The sequence below is a fragment of the Micromonospora sp. NPDC047074 genome (assembly GCF_040643815.1).
In the GTDB taxonomy this organism is placed as follows: Bacteria; Actinomycetota; Actinomycetes; order Mycobacteriales; family Micromonosporaceae; genus Micromonospora.
The window spans coordinates 371,153-389,661 of sequence record NZ_JBEYVB010000002.1 but is presented as its reverse complement, the minus strand read 5'-3'; the positions used below and the strand labels follow the sequence as shown (position 1 = coordinate 389,661).

The window sequence follows — 18,509 nt, the reverse complement described above, 5'->3', positions numbered from 1 at the left end:
CCGCCGCGCGGCCCGTTCCCTGCTATCGCTCACTGGTTTGCCAGCTCCTTCATCTCGGTGATGGCCGGCACGGCCATCGGGTCCAGTCCGTGCGCCAGCGCGAGATAGATCGAGGCGAAATCCGGGACGGCGACCAGCGAGGCGAGCCGCTCCAGCGCGGAGCCGCCCTCGGCGGTCACCACGTCGCAGCGCACCCCCCGCCGCTCGGCGAGGGTCTGCAGCGCGTCCGCGCGGCGCTCCTCGACGTCGAGGGGCTCGTCGGCGTCGTCCTCCGGGTTCAGGCCGCCGTCCCGCAGCAGCACCAGCCGCAGCCGGGTGCCCCCCGGCGCCTCGTCGTCGGGGTCGGCGAAGATGTCCCGCTCCCCCTCGGCCAGACCGCCGAACACGCCGTCGAGCAGGCCCACCCGCCCGCGCCCGGCCTCGCCGAGCGCCCCGCTGACCACCGGGTAGCGGGCGTTGGCGGACAGGGTGTCGCCGAACCGGCGGGCCGCGACGGTGGCCAGCGGCGACGACCCCCAGACGATCGGCACCGAGCCGGCCAGGCCCAGGGCCAGCGACTTCGCCGGGTTGACGAAGGACTCGGCCGTCGAGCGGCAGCGGTCGGCGTCCGCGTCCAGCCGCGCCGCGGTCTCCGCCAGGTCCGCCTCGTTGACCTTGACGAGGCCGAGCGTACGGGCGGCGAGCAGGACCGGGACGGTGAGCGCCCAGAGACTGGCCCGGGCCGGGGCACGCCGGGGCACCGGGATGAACGGCGCCCGGGCCCGCTCGGCCACGGACTGCAACTGCGAGTCGGGCGCCCCGACGGCGACCAGCCTGGCGCCCCGCCGGTGCGCGGCCTCGGCGGCGCCGAGCGCCTCAGGGCTGCGGCCGGACGCGCTGACGGCGATGACCACGTCGGCGGCGCCCACCCAGCCGGGCACGCCCGCGCTGCGGTGCGGGATGACCGGCACCGGGCAGCGCGGCCCGGCGACGGTGGCCAGCACGTCGCCCGTACGCCCGGCGGTGCCGATGCCGGCGATGACGACCGCCCGGGGGCGGCCCTCGTCGGCGAGCACCTGGAGGTTGGCCTCGGCGGCCAGTGCGGCCGTCTCGCGGACCTGTGCCCCGGCGGAGGCGGTGTGCCGCAGCATGCCGCCCGGGTCGTGCTCGGCGAGCGCGTCCGGGTTGTCGAGGAGCGCCTCGTCGGGCTCGCGGTGGCCGCTGACCCCGGCCGTACCGTCGATCACGACTGCTCCGCGGGGCCGCCGCGCGCCTCGTCCAGCAGCAGCACCGGCACGTCGTCGCGGACCTCGAAGATCCGGCCGCACTCGGTGCAGGTCAGCGTCTGCGCCTGCGCGTCGTAGTCGAGCGGGGCGTGATGCGTGTCCGGACAGGCGAGGATTTCCAGCAACTGCGGGTCCAGGGCCACGGCGCGGCTCCTTCCACGTATGCGGTTTCACCGATCGGCGGTGCCGACCGGCGCAGGCGATCTTATCGGCGAACCCGGTCGAGCACCTCGTCACGGAGGGCGGTCATCCGCTCCCGCGTCGGGGCCTCGACGTTGAGCCGCAGCAGCGGCTCGGTGTTCGAGGCGCGCAGATTGAACCACGCGCCGTCCGGGAAGCGCAGGGTGAGTCCGTCCATCTCGTCGGGCTCGGCCTGCGGGTACGCGGCCCGCACCTCGGCCACCCTGGCGGCCTGGTCGGCCACCGTCGAGTTGATCTCGCCGGAGGCCACGTACCGCTCGTACTCGCCGGCCAGCACGGACAGCGGCAGCGACTGCTCACCCAGGGCCGCCAGGGTGTGCAGCGCGGCCAGCATGCCGGTGTCGGCGAACCAGAAGTCCCGGAAGTAGTAGTGGGCGGAGTGCTCGCCGCCGAAGATCGCGTTCGTCCGGGCCATCTCCGCCTTGATGAAGGAGTGCCCGACCCGGGCGACGACTGGCTCGCCGCCGTGCTCACGGATGATCTCCGGCACCGCCCTGGAGGTGATCAGGCCGTGGATCACCGTCGAGCCGGGGTGCTTGGCCAGCTCGCGGGCCGCCACCAGGGCGGTGATCGCCGACGGCGAGACCGGCTCGCCGCGCTCGTCGATCACGAAGCAGCGGTCGGCGTCGCCGTCGAACGCCAGGCCGATGTCGGCGCCGTGTTCGACCACCGCGCGCTGGAGGTCGACCAGGTTGGCCGGATCCAGCGGGTTGGCCTCGTGGTTGGGGAAGGTGCCGTCCAGCTCGAAGTAGAGCGGCACGATCTCCAGCGGCAGCGCCGGCAGGACGGTGTCGCCGAGCACGGCCGGGACGGTGTAGCCGCCCATGCCGTTACCCGCGTCGACGACCACCTTCAGGGGGCGGATGGCGGAGAGGTCCACCAGCTCGCGCAGGTACGCCGCGTAGTCGGCCAGCAGGTCGCGGCGCTCGGCCGGCGCCGTCGGCTCGCCCACCGGCTCGGCCTCGTCCTTTTCCAGCAGGGCCTGCGCGCGTTCGCGGATCTCGGCCAGCCCGGTGTCCTGCCCGATCGGGCGGGCGCCGGAGCGGCACAACTTGATGCCGTTGTACTGCGCCGGGTTGTGGCTGGCGGTGAACATCGCGCCGGGCAGCCCCAACGCGCCGGAGGCGTAGTAGAGCATGTCGGTCGAGGCGAGGCCCAGCTCGATGACGGTGCGCCCCTCGGCGCGCACCCCGGCGGCGAAGGCGGCGGCCAGCCCGGGGCCGGTGGCACGCATGTCGTGCGCGACGAGCACTGCCTCGCCGTGCTCACCGAAGCCGTTCAGCACCTGCGTGAAGGCCGCGCCGAGGGCCCCGGCGACACGTTCGTCCCACTGGTCCGGCACCGTCCCACGGACGTCGTAGGCCTTCACGATCTGGGACAGATCAGACACCGGTTTCGCTCCTCGCGCCGCAGGTCGTCAACGGCCTGAGCGTATCGGAGGGGCGCCGCGCGCTCCGGCTCAGCCGGGGAGCCGGGGCATGTACACGGTGTGGTCGCCACCACCGGCCTCCGGCGGCTCACCGGGTTTGCCCGGGGCCGGGGGCCGGGCGTGCCACCCCGGCGCCGGTGGCACCGCACCCGGGGCACCGGGCGGGGGCGCACTCGGGGCGCCGGACGGGGGCGCAGCCGGGGCGCCGGACGGGGGCGGCACCGGCGGGGCGCCGGGCGCACCGGGCACCACCTGGGTGGCCTCCGGGACTGAAGGGCCGCCGTAGACGCCGCCGGCCGGGCGCGGGGCGGACGGGCCACCGCCGTACAGGCCGCCGGTGGCGGGCTGCTGACCGCCGTACACCTGGCCGGGTGGGCCGGGGGCGGCGGCCGGGCCCTGCCCGGAACGGTAGGTGGTGCCGCCGGGGTTACGGGGCAGCGGCACGTGGCCCAGGTCGTCGGCGGGCTCCTTCTCGCCGCGCGAACGGCGGAACAGCAGGACGATGAGCAGAATCCCCGCGAGGACCATGGCGATGCCGAAGAACATGATCATCGAGCCGCCGGAGGAACTCTCCTCCGCGGCGGTGTTGTTGGTGGCACCCGCGCCCTGGCCGGCGACAGCGGCCATGGTCGGCTCCTGCCCGCCGGCCTGCGCCTCACCGGCGGTCGCGCTCGGCGACGGCGACGGCTTCTTCGAGGGCGACGGCGACGGCGTGGCCCGGCCACCGACCACCTTGGACGCCACGGCGGCTCGGCCGATGGACCGCCCGCGCGTGTCGGTGGCCGCGCCGACCACGGTCAGCCGGCCGCTCGGCACGCCCGACGCGAACGCCACCCGGTAGCGCACAGTGATGCTCTTGCCCTTGCAGAGCCTCGGGTTCAGCGGCGAGGTGGCCGCAGTGGCCACGCTCCCCCGGGAGCCGGAGACCGGCACCGGAAACCAGCTGCCACCCACGCTGACCTGCACGCGGGCCTGGTCGGCTGGCAGACCCGCCAGGCGCAGCCCCAACGCGGTACGCAGCAGCACACACCCGTCGCTGCGCTTTCGGACCTCGATCGAGGCACCCCCGGCGGAGCCGCCGGCGGTGAAGCTGCCGGACGACCGCACCCGGACCAGGTCGCCAGCGGCGAGCGCCGGCGTCGCGCCGAGCGCCACCAGACCGCACAGCAACGCGCTGACCGTCGCGAACCGCGCCACGTGCCGACGTACCGCCATGATCACCTCGCCGTTCCTCCCCCTGGGCGGGGGTCCGCCGGTCAGGCTACTACCGCCCCCTGACGGGGCTCGGCCATTGAGGGCTCCAGATGTGCGCCGCGTTACCCCGACCGCCGCCCCGCAGGTCCCGCGTCCCGCGGCACCTGACCGGCCCCGTCAGAGGCCCCTGGTGGCCGCCAAACCGTCGCGGCAGAGCCGGTCGGCGGTGCGGGTGGTCTCCGGCAGCCGGTAACGCGGCGTCAACGCCAGCACCCGGGCGGTCGCATTGTCGAGGCTCATCCGGTGGCCGACGCTGACGAAGACCGGCTTCACGCCGGCCCGGGTACGTAGCACGCGACCCACGATCTCACCCCCGTCGCGCAGCGGCACCCACGCGCCGCGCGTGTCGGCCGGCGGCGTCCACTCCCCCAGCAGCGGCGTCTTGCCCACGCCGATCGCGGGCAGGCCGGTCACCACGCCCAGGTGACAGGCGAGCCCGAACCGGCGCGGGTGGGCCAGCCCGTGCCCGTCGCAGACCAGCAACTCCGGGCGCACGGTCAGCCGGTCGAGCGCGTCGAGCAGCGCGGGCAGCTCACGAAACGCGAAGAGCCCCGGGACGTACTCGAAGGCGGGCCGACCCACACTGACCGCGGAGTCGACCACCGCGAGCGTCCGGGCGTCCAGCACGGTCACGGCCGCCGCGAGCCGGTCACCACTCTCGGCGTACGCGACATCCAGGCCGGCGACCGTCGCGGGCTCAGCCGGCCCCGGCCCGACCAGGTCGACGAGTGGCCGCAACCGCTCCTGCACGGCCAGCGCCTCCGCCACGCTGCCCGGCCACGCCGAGGCACCGGACGGCCAACTCCCGGAGCCCGACGGTTTCCCGTCGACGCCTGCCTCAGCCACCTCGCCATGCTATTCCGGCGCCACGAGCCGCCCCGGATCGCGCTGGCGTCGCCGCCTACTGGCCGATCCAGCCGTGGATCAGCTCATGGAGCAGGTCGGCCTCCCGCGCAGCGGAGTCAGCGAGAGCCCTGGTCCTCGGCTCCCAGAAGTGGGTCAGCCGCAGCGTCACCTGCTTGCTGGAGTTGCTCCTCGAACATGACGAACGTCTTGCGCCTTATGCCACGCACCAGCGCCAGTTCCGTCGACGTCAAACGCCGCCCCTCCGCCTCTGCGGTCTCCACAATCGCCCGGACAGTCTCGTACAACGCAAAAACCGGACCCTCGCCTTGGAGATATCGGCCACGGTCGTGCTCAGTCCATTGAATGAAGGAGTCCAGGGTGAGCGAGCTGATCTCTCCCCCGACAGCGCCCAGGATCTCCCCGACAATGTCATCCGCAGGCAGCCACCCGCCGGTCTTCCTCGACAGCCTCCAGGCAGCGATTCCCCCGTCGGGAGACCGGACCATCTTCACCGGGGATTTGAAGTAACTGAAGTATGCGGGCAGAACCAGTCCGGGCAGTTCAGACATTGTTCAGCCCATCATCAAGCGCTACTTGCAACGCATTCCAGAAGTACTCCTGCTCCCGCAATAGGACCCCGTTGAAGATCGCCTGCTCCATGTCGGACATCTTACGGCCCCGCTCTTTGGCGATGGCCTTCAGGTCCCGCCGCACCTCATACACCGCGTGCTCCCACTCGGCGACATCATCGAGCGCCTGTAGATGGAGGCGAAACTCGGCGACATGACCAATCGAAGTGCGAATCATCATCTGAACATCTCGATAGCCACTCGGCTGCGGTCCGACGATTCGGTCATCAAACTCGATGACGTCGACTGCCGGATCCTCCCGAATCAATGAAAGGGCAGCATACAATCCGGACACTTTGTCGAAGGTCACCTTTGCGGCGGCAAGGTCCGTCAGCAGGGATGCATCTCCCTCATACTTCTCGACCTTGTCCTCAGCCCTCTGCCTATCCTTGGGCCCCGGCCGACCATCCGCCACCGCACGAGAAGACGCCCGGAAAGCGAGCCGTTCAGCCAGAGCAACAACCTCAACTTGCGCTCGGGCTGCTTGAGAATAGAGCCAATCAAGATACCGCTTACGGTATTCCAGATCTTCACTTCGAGAAAAGTCGAACCCTGGCTGAACAGCCCTTCCGCTCTGTTTCGAAAAATCCGACGACAGAAGCCGCTGCCCGCTACTCAGAGGGGTGGTTTCCGGCGCGGGAACCTGAGCGGCAGCAACTGCCCCTGCTCCTCGGTCCGCAATTTCTTCGATGACGGATCCGAGAACATCGACCGCCTGCTGATGGCTCGCCAAGTGATGCAACGTCACCGGACGTGCCGTCAACGAATTCGCCAATTCAGGCGTCGTAAGGATCATTCGCGCCAGGTCCGGCTGCTGTGCCAACTGCCGGACGAGCCTCTCGGCGAGCATCGGCTCGCCCCTGGGAGGCTCCCGCCATGTCTCGTCCAGCATCCGCTGCACGCGCGGATCGGCGAACAACCGGGCGACGTCCTGGGCTGCGGGTCCGTCGAGTTGCGGTACGAGCCGCCGGAGCGTCGACGGGTCGAGCCCAGCCGCCACCTCGGCCGGAGTCACCCCAGCAGCGAACGCCCGTTCCAGGTCGGACGAGCCGGCCACGACGTCGCTGACCGAAAGGCCCCTCGACAACCGGTCGGCGTGCGCGCGTTCCCTCGCCAGCCGCAGTTCCTCGGGCGGTACGTCGCTCCGGTCGGCCTCCTGTCCTGCGTCTGGCTGCGGCGGAGACCCTGTTGGCACCGGTTCGTCAGGCGGGGCCGAACCCGGTTCGCCGAGCAGGTACGTGCGGTCGAGGTGCGGATCGCCGTACCCCTGGTCTGTCTCGACGGGCGGGTACTCGGGCAGGTCCGGTCGCTGGCTGAACAGGCCGCGGCGCAGGCCGCCCAGCGGCATCGGTCTGCCGTCGGGGCCGACCACCAGGACCTCGGTGTCGACGGCGTTGTACGGGTCCGGGGTGCCGCAGTGCCTGTAGAGGGGCGCATCCGACACGGCCCCGGTCTGCGGATCGAGGTAGAGGATCGTGCCGTTCTGGTTGAGGGCCACCCAGATGTGGGAGCCGCCCTGCTCCCAACTGTTGACGACGAAGGCGAAGCTGCCGTGCCCGCCGAGCCTGAGTTGGTGGTGGAGGTTTCGGTACCCGGTGTCGATGGCCCACTTTCGCTCAGCGCCCTGGATGTCGTCGGCCGGCTGACAGAGTCGCTGGAAGCGCCCTCCGGTGACGTCCTCCACCCGCCCCATGCCGTCCTGCTCGCCGTCGATGGGGCGGGTGACGTCACCTGCCACGTAGCCGTCGAAGGTGCGGGGAGCGGCCACCCGGGGCCGGCCGTGCAGCCAGGTGTCGAACAACGACAGGGTGCAGTCGATGCAGTTGATGCCGCGTGTCGGGTCGGCCCGCGGCCCGCCGTCGTTGACCAAACCGAACCAGTCGCCCCGCCGGGGATCGGGGGTCCGGCGCACGCTTCCGTCGGGCTCGCGGGGCACCCGTCGTTCGATGTCGGTCTGGTGCAGGGCCAGCGGCGGGCGCAGGCCACGGGGCTGGCCGTAGCTGCGCGACCGGTCGATCGGCGGCGGGTGGTCGTCGCCCGTCAACGCCGAGCGGTCGGTGGTCTCCACCGCGCCGTACGCCAGATCACCGACGTCGTCGTTGATCCGTCGGAAGTCCGTGGGGCCGACGACACCCACGACGGACGGCACGGCACTGCCGGCCAGCACAGCTTCCGCGTAGTCCAGGCACTGCCCGGACGCCTGTGTCTCATCGTGCGCCGCCAACAGCCAGCCGTCGGCCTGGCGCGCCTGCCCCACCCGGCGCAGATGAAGCGCGTGGGCCGCGAAGTCCTGCGACCTCTGGCGGTGTTCCTCTGAAAGAGCCCTCAGTCGCGCGGCCTCGTCGAAGCGGCGCTTGTCTTCGAACCACGCCCGCTGCGACTCGTAGTAGCCGCGGTAGCGGCGTCTTTCGAATGCGTCCTGCTCGATGGCCCACTGCGACGCGTACCACTCGGGGGTCCTGAACCGGGGCGCGGCCGGATCGTTCTGACCGGGTGCGGGCACGTTGCGCGGGGGCAGCGATGTGGGCGGGGCCGGGTGCGGCAGTTCGGATGCCGTTCCGGCGGCTCCTCTCCCAGTGGCGTCGGGACCCGTGACCGGCGGAACGTGTCCTACGGCCAGAGCGGGCGCGCCCGCTTTCGGCTCAGGGAATGCGGTGGGGGCCGGCCCGAGGGTCGCGGTGCCCATGCCCGCGCTCAGCCCGCTCGCCGTGACCGGTGCCGGCGCGTTCGCTGGGCCGGCGGCCGGCAGGACGTTGGCAGATCCCGCCCCGCCCGGCAGGCTCCCCGAGACGGGCGTCTGGACGTCCGGGCTCGTCAGGTGCCCTCCGCCGACAGAAACGGGCGCCGTCGTCGTGACCGACGAGAGCGTCGGGCTGCCGGTGGACTCTGCCGACGCTGACGAGGCGGCCGGGGTGCTCCCGCCGGCCCGCTCGCTCCCAGCGGTAGCCACCGGATCGGCCGTGCCACCAGGGCCGACAGTGGTCGTTGTCGCGGACCCCGGCGCTTCTGCCTGCCCCTCCGGCGATTGCCGGGGTGCCGGCACCGTCTCGGCACCGGTCGTGCCCCGTTGGCTCTCGCCTGTCGCGCTCGCCGGCGCCCCGGACCCGTACGTCGCCGACTCCGCTGCCCCACTGGGCAGGGCAACCGAGGGCGCGTCCGCTGCCGGCACACCAGGAAGCGGCGGGAGCCCGACGCCTCCAGCCGACGTCATCGGCATCCCGGCCAGGGCGCTCATCTGGCCACTGAGCCGCGCCTGCAACGCCGCGTCGGCCTGGGTGGTGGCCGAACCGCGGACACCGGAGGCGGCCGCGCGGGCCGCGTCCTCCACGGAGATCGGCCCCTGGCCGGTGGCGAGGCTCGCGGCCTGGTCGGCCATCACCTCGCCGGCCATCTCGCGGCCGAAGTGCTCCCCGACCCGGGCACCCCGACCGGTGGCGTGCCGGCCGAGTCCGGCCAGCGGCGCCACCGCCCCACCGGCCAGGCCACCGACCGCCGTGGTCCCCAGCTCCGTGACGTCCAGGCCGTGCCGCCGGCCGGTCGAGTTCTGGTACGCCTGGGTGGCGAGGTTGATGCCGCCCTCCTCGGCCGCCTCGGACACGCCGCTCAGTGCCGCACGGCGGCTGAACCCGCGCATCCCGCCCTTGGTGACTTCCTTCGCCGCCCGCTCGCCGGCTTCCTTGAGCCCCTGCTTGAGCGACTTGCGGGCCAACTGCGCCATCAACCGCTTGAAGATCTGCTGCACGATCAGCCTGGTGGCGGTGATCGCCGCCCCTGCGGCGGGCGAGGCCGCGCCGGCGGTGAGCACGGCCGCGACGGCCAACGCCAGCAGCTCGACCACCAGAATGCCCAGCTCGATCCAGACCTCGAGTTTGGCGCCCTCGATGTCGCAGCCGCACTCCTCCACCAGCCGGCCCAGCTCGGTGCTGACGACGAGCAGTACGGGCAGCGGTGCCTCGTCGCCCTCCGCCACCCGGCGCCAGGCGTCGTCGAACGCGGCGGCCACCGCCCCGACGGCACCGTATCCACCGCGCACCTCACCGGCGGCGGCGACGGCATCGGCCCGTGGCCCGGCCAGTGCGGTGGCCACCGCGTACCACTGGTCGGCCACATCCCAGACCGCCCGCTCGTTCCCCTCCGGCCACTCGACCCCGATGACCCAGTCGAGGGCCTCGTAGACCCACCCCGGCAACTGCCAGGGCGAGTAGTCGAGCGGGTGCGGGATGGGGCTCGGCAACAGACTCATCCCGGTCTCCTCCGTGGATCAGCGCTGCTGGTGCTGGTCGCCGACGCGGCCGAGGCGGCCCGCGCTCGCCGCGTCCGTCCGCAGGTTGGCGTCCACCGACCGGATCACGTCGGCGCCGAGGCCCTCCAGGTGCCGGCCCACGCCATCCCACACGCGCAGCACCAACTCCTCGAAGCCCCGGTACTTCTGCTCGAACGCCGCCCCGATGTCGTCCTTGCCCCAGGGTGACTGCGCGCTCGCCGCCGCGATCGAGCCGCCCACCTGCCGGCGACGCGCCACGATCGCCTCGCCGGAGAGCGAGAGGTCGGTGCCGCCGCGCCGGGCACGCTGCGGGTCGAGCCAGAGCTGACCGCCCATCACTCGCCCCGGCGCAGCACGGCGTCGGCCCGGCCCAGCAACGAACCGAAGTCACCCGTACGCAGGAAGTCTGCCGCCCCGGAGCCGGCGGGCAGGTAGCCGGCCACGAGCTCCTGAGTGACGGCGACCGCCGCCTCGCCGGCCCGGTGCACCGTGGCGGTGATCTTCCGGCTCAGCGCCTTCGCGTCGCGGTCCTGGTAGACGGAAGGGTGCAACTCCACCGAGATGAGCTCGCCCCGGGCCCCGGCGGTCGCCGTCACCTGGCCGTCGTCGGAGCGCCGGGTCACCCGCAGCTCGGCGAGCCGGCCCTGCAACTCGTCCAACCCGGACCTCAGTCGCTGGTAGTCCCCGTACACCTCGTCGAACCGCGCCCGCAGCGCGCGGTTGGCGTCCCGGTCCACACTCTCGGCCAACGCTACCCTCCCCCGGTTACCGTCGGTAGGGCGAACCATACCGGGCGCCACGGACCCGTGGGGGTCCGGTAGTTTCAAACCGTGATCGATCGCCAGCAGGCCGAACAGCTCGCCGCCGTGTGGGCCCGCCGCGAGTCACAGCGCCTGGGATTCGAGTGCCGCCCGACGGTGGACGAGTTCGACCTCGGCTACGTCATCACGTCCACCGTGTCCGTCGAGGCGAGGACGGTGCCGGGCGACCTGCCGACCACAGTGGTGGACAAGCTGACCGGCGAGGTGACGACCTGGCCGCGCGTGCCGGTCGACGTGGTCGAGCAGATGTACCGCCGGAGCCGGCACGCGGGCCCCGCCGCACCCCGCACGGTCGACCCGGCGAGCCAACTGCTCCGCGAGATCCGCCGGCTGCCGACCCCCGGAACGGCCGCGCACCTGACGGTCGAGGGGCGCCTCTTCCGCGCCCAGGGCGCCAAGGGTGACGTGACACTGCACCACCACCCGCTGGTCCGCGCCTACCTGGACGAGTTGCCCCCCGGCCACCTGGTACGCGGCGGCGACCGGCACGCCGAGTTGATCGTCGTCTCGGACGTCCTGCACGACCACGACCACCGCCGCGCCGCCGAGGGCATCGCCCCACTGGACATGGCCGACGCACAGGCCCTCTTCCAGGACGCCCGATTCGAGGTGTTCCGGGTGCGGGAACCGGAGGATCCGCACGGCGGGCTCGCCGACCGCCCCTGCGACTCGTGCGTCGATCTGCTCGTGGAGTTCCATCTGCTGCCCTGGTCCGATCGGGCGTTCACGATGCCGTGGCAACCGGATCCTCAGTCGGACCCTGATCCGGGCCGGTTTCCCCCGGATGTCGCGCAGGCCCTCGTCGCGGCCGGCTGGCGGCCCCACTTCGGAGACGAGATCGTGGCACTGTCCGCCATCAGGGACGTCAGTGCCGCCCGGGGCAGGACCGCCGCGCACGCCGACTTTCCTGCGGCCGTGTCGACGCTCACCGCCTTTCCCAGCCTGGTGGGCGCCCGACGCGGTCCGGGCGAACAGGTGTGGATCTCCCGGTTCGACATCCGTCCGCGTCAGGTCGCACACACCGCCGACACGCTGGCCGACTTCGCCGCCCTTGTGGGCGTACGGCTCTTTCCCATCGGCACCGAGCGACAGGACAGCATCCTCGCCGTTGACGAGCGGGGCAGGGTCTTCGCGTTGGACCAGGCCGGCGAGTGGTTCCTCGGCGAGGACATCGACGCCGCGTTGACCACCCTGCTGCTCGGCCGGGCCCCGGCGCGGGTCCGCGACGACGGCACCTGGTGAGCGCCACACCGACGGCGGTTCGCCCTACAACGACAGGCCGGTCAGCACCATGACCCGGGGGTCGGTGTAGTCCTCCATGGCGCTGCGCAGGCCCTCGCGCCCGACGCCGCTGCCCTTCACCCCGCCGTACGGCATCTGGTCGGCGCGGTACGACGGCACGTCGCCGACGATCACCCCGCCCACCTCCAGGACGCGTCCGGCGAGGAAGGCCGTCTGGAGGCTGTGGGTGAAGACGCCCGCCTGCAGGCCGTACGCCGAGTCGTTGACGGCGGCGAACGCGGCCCGGTCGTGCTCGACGCGGGCGACCACGAGCACCGGCCCGAACACCTCCTCGGCCGACACTCTGGCGTCCGCCGGCACTCCGGACAGCACGGTCGGCGGGTAGGTCGCGCCCTCGCGCCGGCCGCCCAGCTCGATGGTGGCGCCGGCCGTGACCGCCTCGTCCACCCACGCCTCGACCCGGCGGGCGGCGTCGACCGAGACGAGCGGCCCGACGTCGGTGAGCGGGTCGGACGGGTCGCCGGTGCGCAGTTCCTGCACTGCCGCGACCAGCCGGGGCAGGAACGCGTCGTAGAGCCACTCGTGCACGTAGACCCGCTGCACGGCGATGCACGACTGCCCGGCCTGGTAGTTGGAGAACGTGGCGATGCGGTGCGCGGCGAAGGTCAGGTCCTCGTCGGTGTTCCAGTCCTCGCAGATCACGGCAGCGGCGTTGCCGCCTAGTTCCAGGGTGACGTGCTTGTCGGGCACGGAGCGGCGGATCGCCGCGCCGACCGGCCCGGAGCCGGTGAACGACACCACCGGCAGCCGGGGGTCGGCGACCAGCTCGGCGGCGCGCTCGTTGGGCAGCGGCAGCACCGAGAACATCCCCGCCGGCAGGTCGGTCTCGGCGAGCAGCTCGCCCAGCAGCAGCGCCGACAGCGGGGTGGCGGGGGCGGGCTTGACGATGATCGGGGCGCCGACCGCGATGGCCGGGGCGACCTTGTGGGCGACGAGATTGAGCGGGAAGTTGAACGGCGTGATGCCGAGCACCGGCCCCTTCGGCACCCGCCGGACCAGGGCGATCCGCCCGGTGGCGGCCGGGTCGCTGTCGAGGCGTTGCAGCTCCCCGGAGAACCGCCGGGCCTCCTCGGCCGCCCAGCGGAAGGTGGAGACCGCCCGGCCGACCTCGGCGCGGGCCCACTTGAGCGGCTTGCCGTTCTCGGCGGTGACCAGTCGGGCGACCTCGTCGGCCCGCTCGGCGAGCCGCCGGGACACGTGCTCCAGGGCCGCCGCGCGGGCGTGCGCGGGCAGGGCCGCGGCCGCCGTGGCCACCCCGGCGGCTGCCGCGACGGCCGCGTCGACCTGGTCGGCGGTGGCGAGGGTGGTACGGCCGACAGCCCGCCCGTCGTACGGGTGGTGGACGGTCAGCTCGCCCTCGCCGTGGGCGGGGCGGGAGGCGACGTAGAAGGCTGCGGACTCCACGGAAGCAGCGTAGACGAATGACCTGCCACGAAAACAGTCGCCTTGGACCTTGTCTGCCGCGAATTCGGTAGCGAAGATGGCATGAAGATTGCGATTACCGCCGCCGACCGCATCCCTCACCGGAGTGATCCCGCCATGAGTGACCAGCAGCAGCTGCGCAACTTCGTCAACGGCGAACACGTCGAGCCGACCGACGGCGGTTACGCCGACCTGACCGACCCGTGCACCGGCGAGGTCTTCGCGCAGGCCCCGGTCTCCGGGCCCGCCGACGTCGACGCGGCGATGCGGGCCGCCGCCACGGCCTTCGAGAGCTGGCGGGACGCGACCCCGGCCGAGCGGCAGCGGGCGCTGCTCAGGATCGCCGACGCGGTCGAGGCGCGCGCCGCCGAGCTGGTCGACGCCGAGGTGCGCAACACCGGCAAGCCGCGCACGCTCACCGCCGAGGAGGAACTGCCCCCGGCGGTGGACCAGTTCCGCTTCTTCGCCGGGGCGGCCCGGATGCTGGAGGGCCGGTCGGCCGGCGAGTACCTTGCCGGGCACACCTCCTACGTGCGGCGCGAGCCGATCGGCGTCTGCGCCCAGGTCACCCCGTGGAACTACCCGCTGATGATGGCGGTCTGGAAGATCGCCCCCGCGCTGGCCGCCGGCAACACGGTGGTGCTGAAGCCGTCCGACACCACGCCGGTGTCGACGCTGCTGCTGGCCGAGATCGCGGCGGAGTTCCTTCCGCCGGGCGTGTTCAACGTGGTCTGCGGCGACCGGGACACCGGCCGTACGCTGGTGTCGCACCCGACCCCGCAGCTGGTGTCGATCACCGGCTCGACCCGGGCGGGCATGGAGGTCGCCGCCGCGGCGGCGCCGGACCTGAAGCGGACCCACCTGGAGCTTGGCGGCAAGGCCCCGGTGGTGGTCTTCGACGACGCGGACGTCGAGGCGGCGGCGGAGGCCATCGCGCTCGGCGGCTACTTCAACGCCGGGCAGGACTGCACGGCGGCGACCCGGGTGCTCGCCGGTCCCGGCGTGCACGACGACTTCGTCGCGGCCCTGACCGAGCGGGCCCGCGACACAAGGACCGGCGCGCCCGACGACGCGGACGTGGCCTACGGCCCGCTGAACAACGCCAACCAGCTCGCCCGGGTCAGCGGCTTCGTCGACCGGCTGCCCGACCACGCCGAGGTCCACACCGGCGGCGCCCGGGTCGGCGAGCGCGGCTACTTCTACGCTCCGACCGTCGCCAGTGGGCTGCGCCAGGCCGACGAGATCATCCAGGACGAGGTGTTCGGGCCGGTGATCACGGTGCAGCGGTTCACGGCCGAGGACGAGGCGGTGCGCTGGGCCAACGGCGTCGAGTACGGCCTGGCGGCGTCGGTGTGGACGAGGGACCACGGCCGGGCGATGCGGATGACCCGCCGGCTCGACTTCGGCTGCGTCTGGGTGAACACCCACATCCCGTTCGTCTCCGAGATGCCGCACGGCGGGTTCAAGCACTCCGGGCACGGCAAGGACCTGTCGGTCTACAGCCTGGAGGACTACACCCGGATCAAGCACGTCATGCACCACATCGAGGGCTGACCCACCCGCGCACGGATCGGAGGCACAGTCCATGACATCGTCCGCGGAGTTGCACGAGCGGCGGGGCGCGGCCGTGGCCCGGGGCGTCGGCAGCACGATCACGTCCTACGTGGACCGGGCCTCGGGCGGCACCATCACCGACGTCGACGGCCGGGAATGGATCGACTTCGCCGCCGGCATCGCGGTGACGAACGTCGGCAACTCCGCGCCGGCGGTGGTCGAGGCGGTCCGCGCTCAGGTCGAGCGCTTCACCCACACCTGCTTCATGGTGGCGCCCTACGAGTCGTACGTGGCGGTCTGCGAGCAGCTCAACGCCCTGACCCCGGGCGGGTTCGAGAAGCGGTCGGCGCTGTTCAACTCGGGTGCCGAGGCGGTGGAGAACGCCGTGAAGATCGCCCGGCACGCCACGGGTTCGCCGGCGGTGGTGGTCTTCGAGCACGCGTACCACGGCCGGACCAATCTCACGATGGCGCTGACCGCGAAGAACATGCCGTACAAGCACCGGTTCGGGCCGTTCGCCGGGGAGGTCTACCGGGTGCCGGTGTCGTACCCGCTGCGCGACGGGGGGCTGTCCGGTGCCGAGGCGGCGGCGCGGGCGATCGACGTGGTGGAGAAGCAGGTCGGCGGGGAGAACGTGGCCGCCCTGCTGATCGAGCCGATCCAGGGCGAGGGCGGTTTCGTGGTACCCGCGCCGGGGTTCCTGCCGGCGCTGCGCGAGTGGGCGACGGCGACCGGGGTGGTCTTCATCGCCGACGAGATCCAGACCGGGTTCTGCCGCACGGGCGACTGGTTCGCCTGCGAGCACGAGGGTGTCGAGCCGGATCTGGTCACGCTGGCCAAGGGGATCGCCGGAGGCCTGCCGCTGGCCGCCGTGACCGGCCGGGCGGACCTGATGGACGCCGTGCACGTCGGCGGCCTCGGCGGCACGTACGGCGGGAACCCCGTCGCCTGCGCCGCCGCGCTCGCGTCGATCGAGCTCATGCGCGAGCTGGACCTGGCCGGGGCGGCCCGGCGGATCGGCGCGACGTTGACCGGCCGCCTGCGCGCCATCGCCGAGCGGGACCCGCGCGTCGCCGAGGTGCGCGGCCGGGGCGCCATGCTCGCCGCGGAGATCGTCCGGCCCGGCACGCTGGAGCCCGATCCGGCCGCCACAGCGGCGATCGCGGCGGCCTGTCACGCCGCCGGCCTGCTCACCCTCACCTGCGGCACGTACGGCAACGTGCTGCGTCTGCTGCCGCCGCTGGTGATCTCCGACACCGAGCTGCACCGGGGGGCGGACCTCCTGGAGGCGGCCTTCCGCAGCTGACCAGGCGGACCGCCCGGCCCGGGCCCCGGCGCATTACCACGCTTCGCCCGCCACTTCCAGGCATCCATACATCTCCACATTTCCCCGTGGAAGTTCTACGATCTTGCTCACTTTGATCAATTGCGATCGATGGCGTGACCCGCCGTCGTGGAGCGAGAGGAACACCCGAGGGATGACACTCCCCTATCCCGCCGCGCGCCGCTGGCGTGCCGGTGTCATGACAGCCGCCGTCGCCACCGCCGTGGCGTTCGGCGCACCCGCCACGGCCGCCCCCGCCGAGGGGCAGATCCTCCAGGCGGGCGGCGCCACCGCCGTCGCCGACTCGTACATCGTCGTGTTCAAGGACGCCACGGTGGGCCGGACCGACGTCACGACGAAGGCGCGCGCCCTCGCCGGCCGGCACGGCGGCGCGGTCAACCGGACCTACCAGAACGCGCTGCGCGGCTTCGAGGCCCGGCTGTCCGAGGCGGAGGCCAAGCGGCTCGCCGCCGACCCCTCGGTGAGCTACGTCCAGCAGAACCACACCGTCCGGATCAGCGGCACGCAGAGCCCGACCCCGTCCTGGGGCCTGGACCGGCTCGACCAGCGCGCCCTGCCGCTGAACAACTCGTACACCTACCCGAACACCGGCTCGGGCGTGAAGGCGTACATCATCGACACCGGCATCCGGTTCGCCCACGGCGACTTCGGCGGCCGTGCCGTCACCGGCTTCGACTCGATCGACGGCGGCAGCGCGGACGACTGCAACGGGCACGGCACGCACGTGGCCGGCACGGTCGGCGGCACCGCCTACGGGGTGGCCAAGAGCGTCACGCTGGTCGGCGTCCGGGTGCTCGACTGCGAGGGCAGCGGCACCGACGCCGGCGTCATCTCCGGCGTCGACTGGGTCACCGGCGACCACGCCGCCGGCCAGCTCGCGGTGGCCAACATGAGCCTCGGCGGCGGGTTCAGCCAGGCCCTCAACGACGCGGTGGCCCGCTCCATCGCCGACGGCGTCACCTACGGCCTGGCGGCCGGCAACGACTACGGCGCGAACGCCTGCAACAGCTCGCCGGCCAGCCTCCTCGCCGGCATCACCGTCGGCTCGACCACCAACACCGACGCCCGCTCGTCGTTCTCCAACATCGGCACCTGCCTGGACATCTTCGCCCCCGGCAGCTCGATCACCTCGGCCTGGCACACCAGCAACACGGCCACGAACAGCATCAGCGGCACCTCGATGGCGACCCCGCACGTGGTCGGCGCCGCCGCGCTCGTGCTCGCCGCCAACCCGGCGTTCACCCCGCAGCAGGTACGCGACAAGCTCGTCGCCGACGCCACCAGCAACGCGGTGACCAGCCCGGGCACCGGCTCGCCCAACAAGCTGCTCAACCTCGGCGACGGCGGCACCACGCCCCCGCCCACGACCGGCTGCACCCAGACCAACGGCACCGACCTGACCGTGGCCGACAACACCACGGTGGAGAGCACCATCACCGTCGCGGGTTGCACCGGCAACGCCGGCGCCGCCAGCACGGTCGCCGTGAACGTCGTGCACACCTACATCGGTGACCTCACCGTCAGCCTGGTCGCGCCGGACGGCAGCGCCTACGTGCTGCACAACCGCACCGGCGGCTCCGCCGACAACATCAACCAGACCTACACCGTCAACCTCTCCTCCGAGGTCGCCAACGGCACCTGGAAGCTGCGCGTCCAGGACTCGGGCGCCGGCGACACCGGCTACCTGAACAGCTGGACGCTGAACCTCGGCGGCGGCTCGGCGGTCTGCACCGGCAGCAACGCCAACAACGTGACCGTCGCCGACAACGCCACGGTGACCAGCACCGTCACGATCGCCGGCTGCACCGGCACCGCCCCGTCGACCAGCAAGGTCGCGGTGCAGATCGTGCACACCTACATCGGCGACCTCGTCGTCAGCCTGGTCGCCCCGGACGGCAGCGCGTACGTCCTGCACAACCGCACCGGCAGCTCCACCGACAACATCAACCAGACCTACACGGTCAACCTCTCCACGGAGACCCGTAACGGCGCCTGGAACCTGCGGGTCCAGGACGCCGCGACCGGCGACACCGGCTACATCGACGGCTGGACCCTGACCCTCTAGGCGTCCTGGCCTGCCCCTCTGAGCGTCAGGGCGGGCCCGGCCCCGGACGGGGCCGGTCGCACCGGAGGGCCCCTCGCACCGCTTCCCGCGGGCGAGGGGCCCTTGGCGTACG

General features: G+C 72.6%; 14 protein-coding genes. 4 read left to right on the top strand and 10 right to left on the bottom strand.

What is annotated here, in order from left to right:
* Window positions 1-29: 29 nt before the first annotated feature.
* From ABZ809_RS05455 to ABZ809_RS05415, 9 genes are all read right to left on the bottom strand, one after another.
* The gene (locus ABZ809_RS05455; protein ID WP_357561158.1) at window positions 30-1,226 is read right to left on the bottom strand and encodes an SIS domain-containing protein; all 1,197 of its coding nucleotides are present in this window, start codon (window positions 1,224-1,226) and stop codon (window positions 30-32) included.
* Window positions 1,223-1,408 carry a Trm112 family protein gene (locus ABZ809_RS05450; RefSeq protein WP_357082993.1) on the bottom strand — a complete coding sequence of 62 codons (186 nt, stop codon included), beginning with the start codon at window positions 1,406-1,408 and terminating at the stop codon, window positions 1,223-1,225. Before ABZ809_RS05450 ends, ABZ809_RS05455 begins: the two co-directional genes overlap by 4 nt.
* 62 nt (window positions 1,409-1,470) lie before the next feature.
* Window positions 1,471-2,856, bottom strand: coding sequence for a phosphomannomutase/phosphoglucomutase (locus tag ABZ809_RS05445; protein WP_357561157.1), 1,386 nt, complete (start codon window positions 2,854-2,856; stop codon window positions 1,471-1,473).
* Window positions 2,857-2,925: 69 nt separating this feature from the next.
* Window positions 2,926-4,110, bottom strand: a complete 1,185-nt coding sequence (locus ABZ809_RS05440; protein WP_357561156.1) for a hypothetical protein — start codon at window positions 4,108-4,110, stop codon at window positions 2,926-2,928.
* A 156-nt stretch (window positions 4,111-4,266) separates the two neighbouring features.
* Complete coding sequence (gene nfi / locus ABZ809_RS05435; protein WP_357561461.1) at window positions 4,267-4,917, bottom strand: deoxyribonuclease V; 651 nt, start codon at window positions 4,915-4,917, stop codon at window positions 4,267-4,269.
* Window positions 4,918-5,111: 194 nt separating this feature from the next.
* On the bottom strand, window positions 5,112-5,564 hold the full coding sequence (locus tag ABZ809_RS05430) for a hypothetical protein (RefSeq protein WP_357561155.1): 453 nt from the start codon (window positions 5,562-5,564) through the stop codon (window positions 5,112-5,114).
* On the bottom strand, window positions 5,557-9,867 hold the full coding sequence (locus ABZ809_RS05425) for a toxin glutamine deamidase domain-containing protein (RefSeq protein WP_357561154.1): 4,311 nt from the start codon (window positions 9,865-9,867) through the stop codon (window positions 5,557-5,559). The genes ABZ809_RS05430 and ABZ809_RS05425 overlap by 8 nt, the downstream gene beginning before the upstream one ends.
* An 18-nt stretch (window positions 9,868-9,885) precedes the next feature.
* Window positions 9,886-10,224, bottom strand: a complete 339-nt coding sequence (locus tag ABZ809_RS05420; RefSeq protein ID WP_357561153.1) for a hypothetical protein — start codon at window positions 10,222-10,224, stop codon at window positions 9,886-9,888.
* On the bottom strand, window positions 10,224-10,637 hold the full coding sequence (locus tag ABZ809_RS05415) for a YbaB/EbfC family nucleoid-associated protein (protein ID WP_357561152.1): 414 nt from the start codon (window positions 10,635-10,637) through the stop codon (window positions 10,224-10,226). Before ABZ809_RS05415 ends, ABZ809_RS05420 begins: the two co-directional genes overlap by 1 nt.
* An 81-nt stretch (window positions 10,638-10,718) precedes the next feature.
* Here ABZ809_RS05415 and ABZ809_RS05410 point away from each other — a divergent pair, with 81 nt between their 5' ends.
* Window positions 10,719-11,951 carry an SUKH-3 domain-containing protein gene (locus tag ABZ809_RS05410; RefSeq protein ID WP_357561151.1) on the top strand — a complete coding sequence of 411 codons (1,233 nt, stop codon included), beginning with the start codon at window positions 10,719-10,721 and terminating at the stop codon, window positions 11,949-11,951.
* Window positions 11,952-11,975: 24 nt separating this feature from the next.
* Here ABZ809_RS05410 and ABZ809_RS05405 read toward each other — a convergent pair whose 3' ends face one another.
* Window positions 11,976-13,415 carry an aldehyde dehydrogenase family protein gene (locus ABZ809_RS05405; RefSeq protein WP_357561150.1) on the bottom strand — a complete coding sequence of 480 codons (1,440 nt, stop codon included), beginning with the start codon at window positions 13,413-13,415 and terminating at the stop codon, window positions 11,976-11,978.
* 135 nt (window positions 13,416-13,550) lie between these two features.
* Here ABZ809_RS05405 and ABZ809_RS05400 point away from each other — a divergent pair, with 135 nt between their 5' ends.
* From ABZ809_RS05400 to ABZ809_RS05390, 3 genes are all read left to right on the top strand, one after another.
* Window positions 13,551-14,987 carry a gamma-aminobutyraldehyde dehydrogenase gene (locus ABZ809_RS05400; RefSeq protein WP_357561149.1) on the top strand — a complete coding sequence of 479 codons (1,437 nt, stop codon included), beginning with the start codon at window positions 13,551-13,553 and terminating at the stop codon, window positions 14,985-14,987.
* 31 nt (window positions 14,988-15,018) lie between these two features.
* Window positions 15,019-16,293 carry a 4-aminobutyrate--2-oxoglutarate transaminase gene (gene gabT / locus ABZ809_RS05395; RefSeq protein WP_357561148.1) on the top strand — a complete coding sequence of 425 codons (1,275 nt, stop codon included), beginning with the start codon at window positions 15,019-15,021 and terminating at the stop codon, window positions 16,291-16,293.
* Between the two features lie 217 nt (window positions 16,294-16,510).
* Window positions 16,511-18,397, top strand: coding sequence for a proprotein convertase P-domain-containing protein (locus ABZ809_RS05390; RefSeq protein WP_357561459.1), 1,887 nt, complete (start codon window positions 16,511-16,513; stop codon window positions 18,395-18,397).
* The last annotated feature ends 112 nt before the right edge of the window (window positions 18,398-18,509 follow it).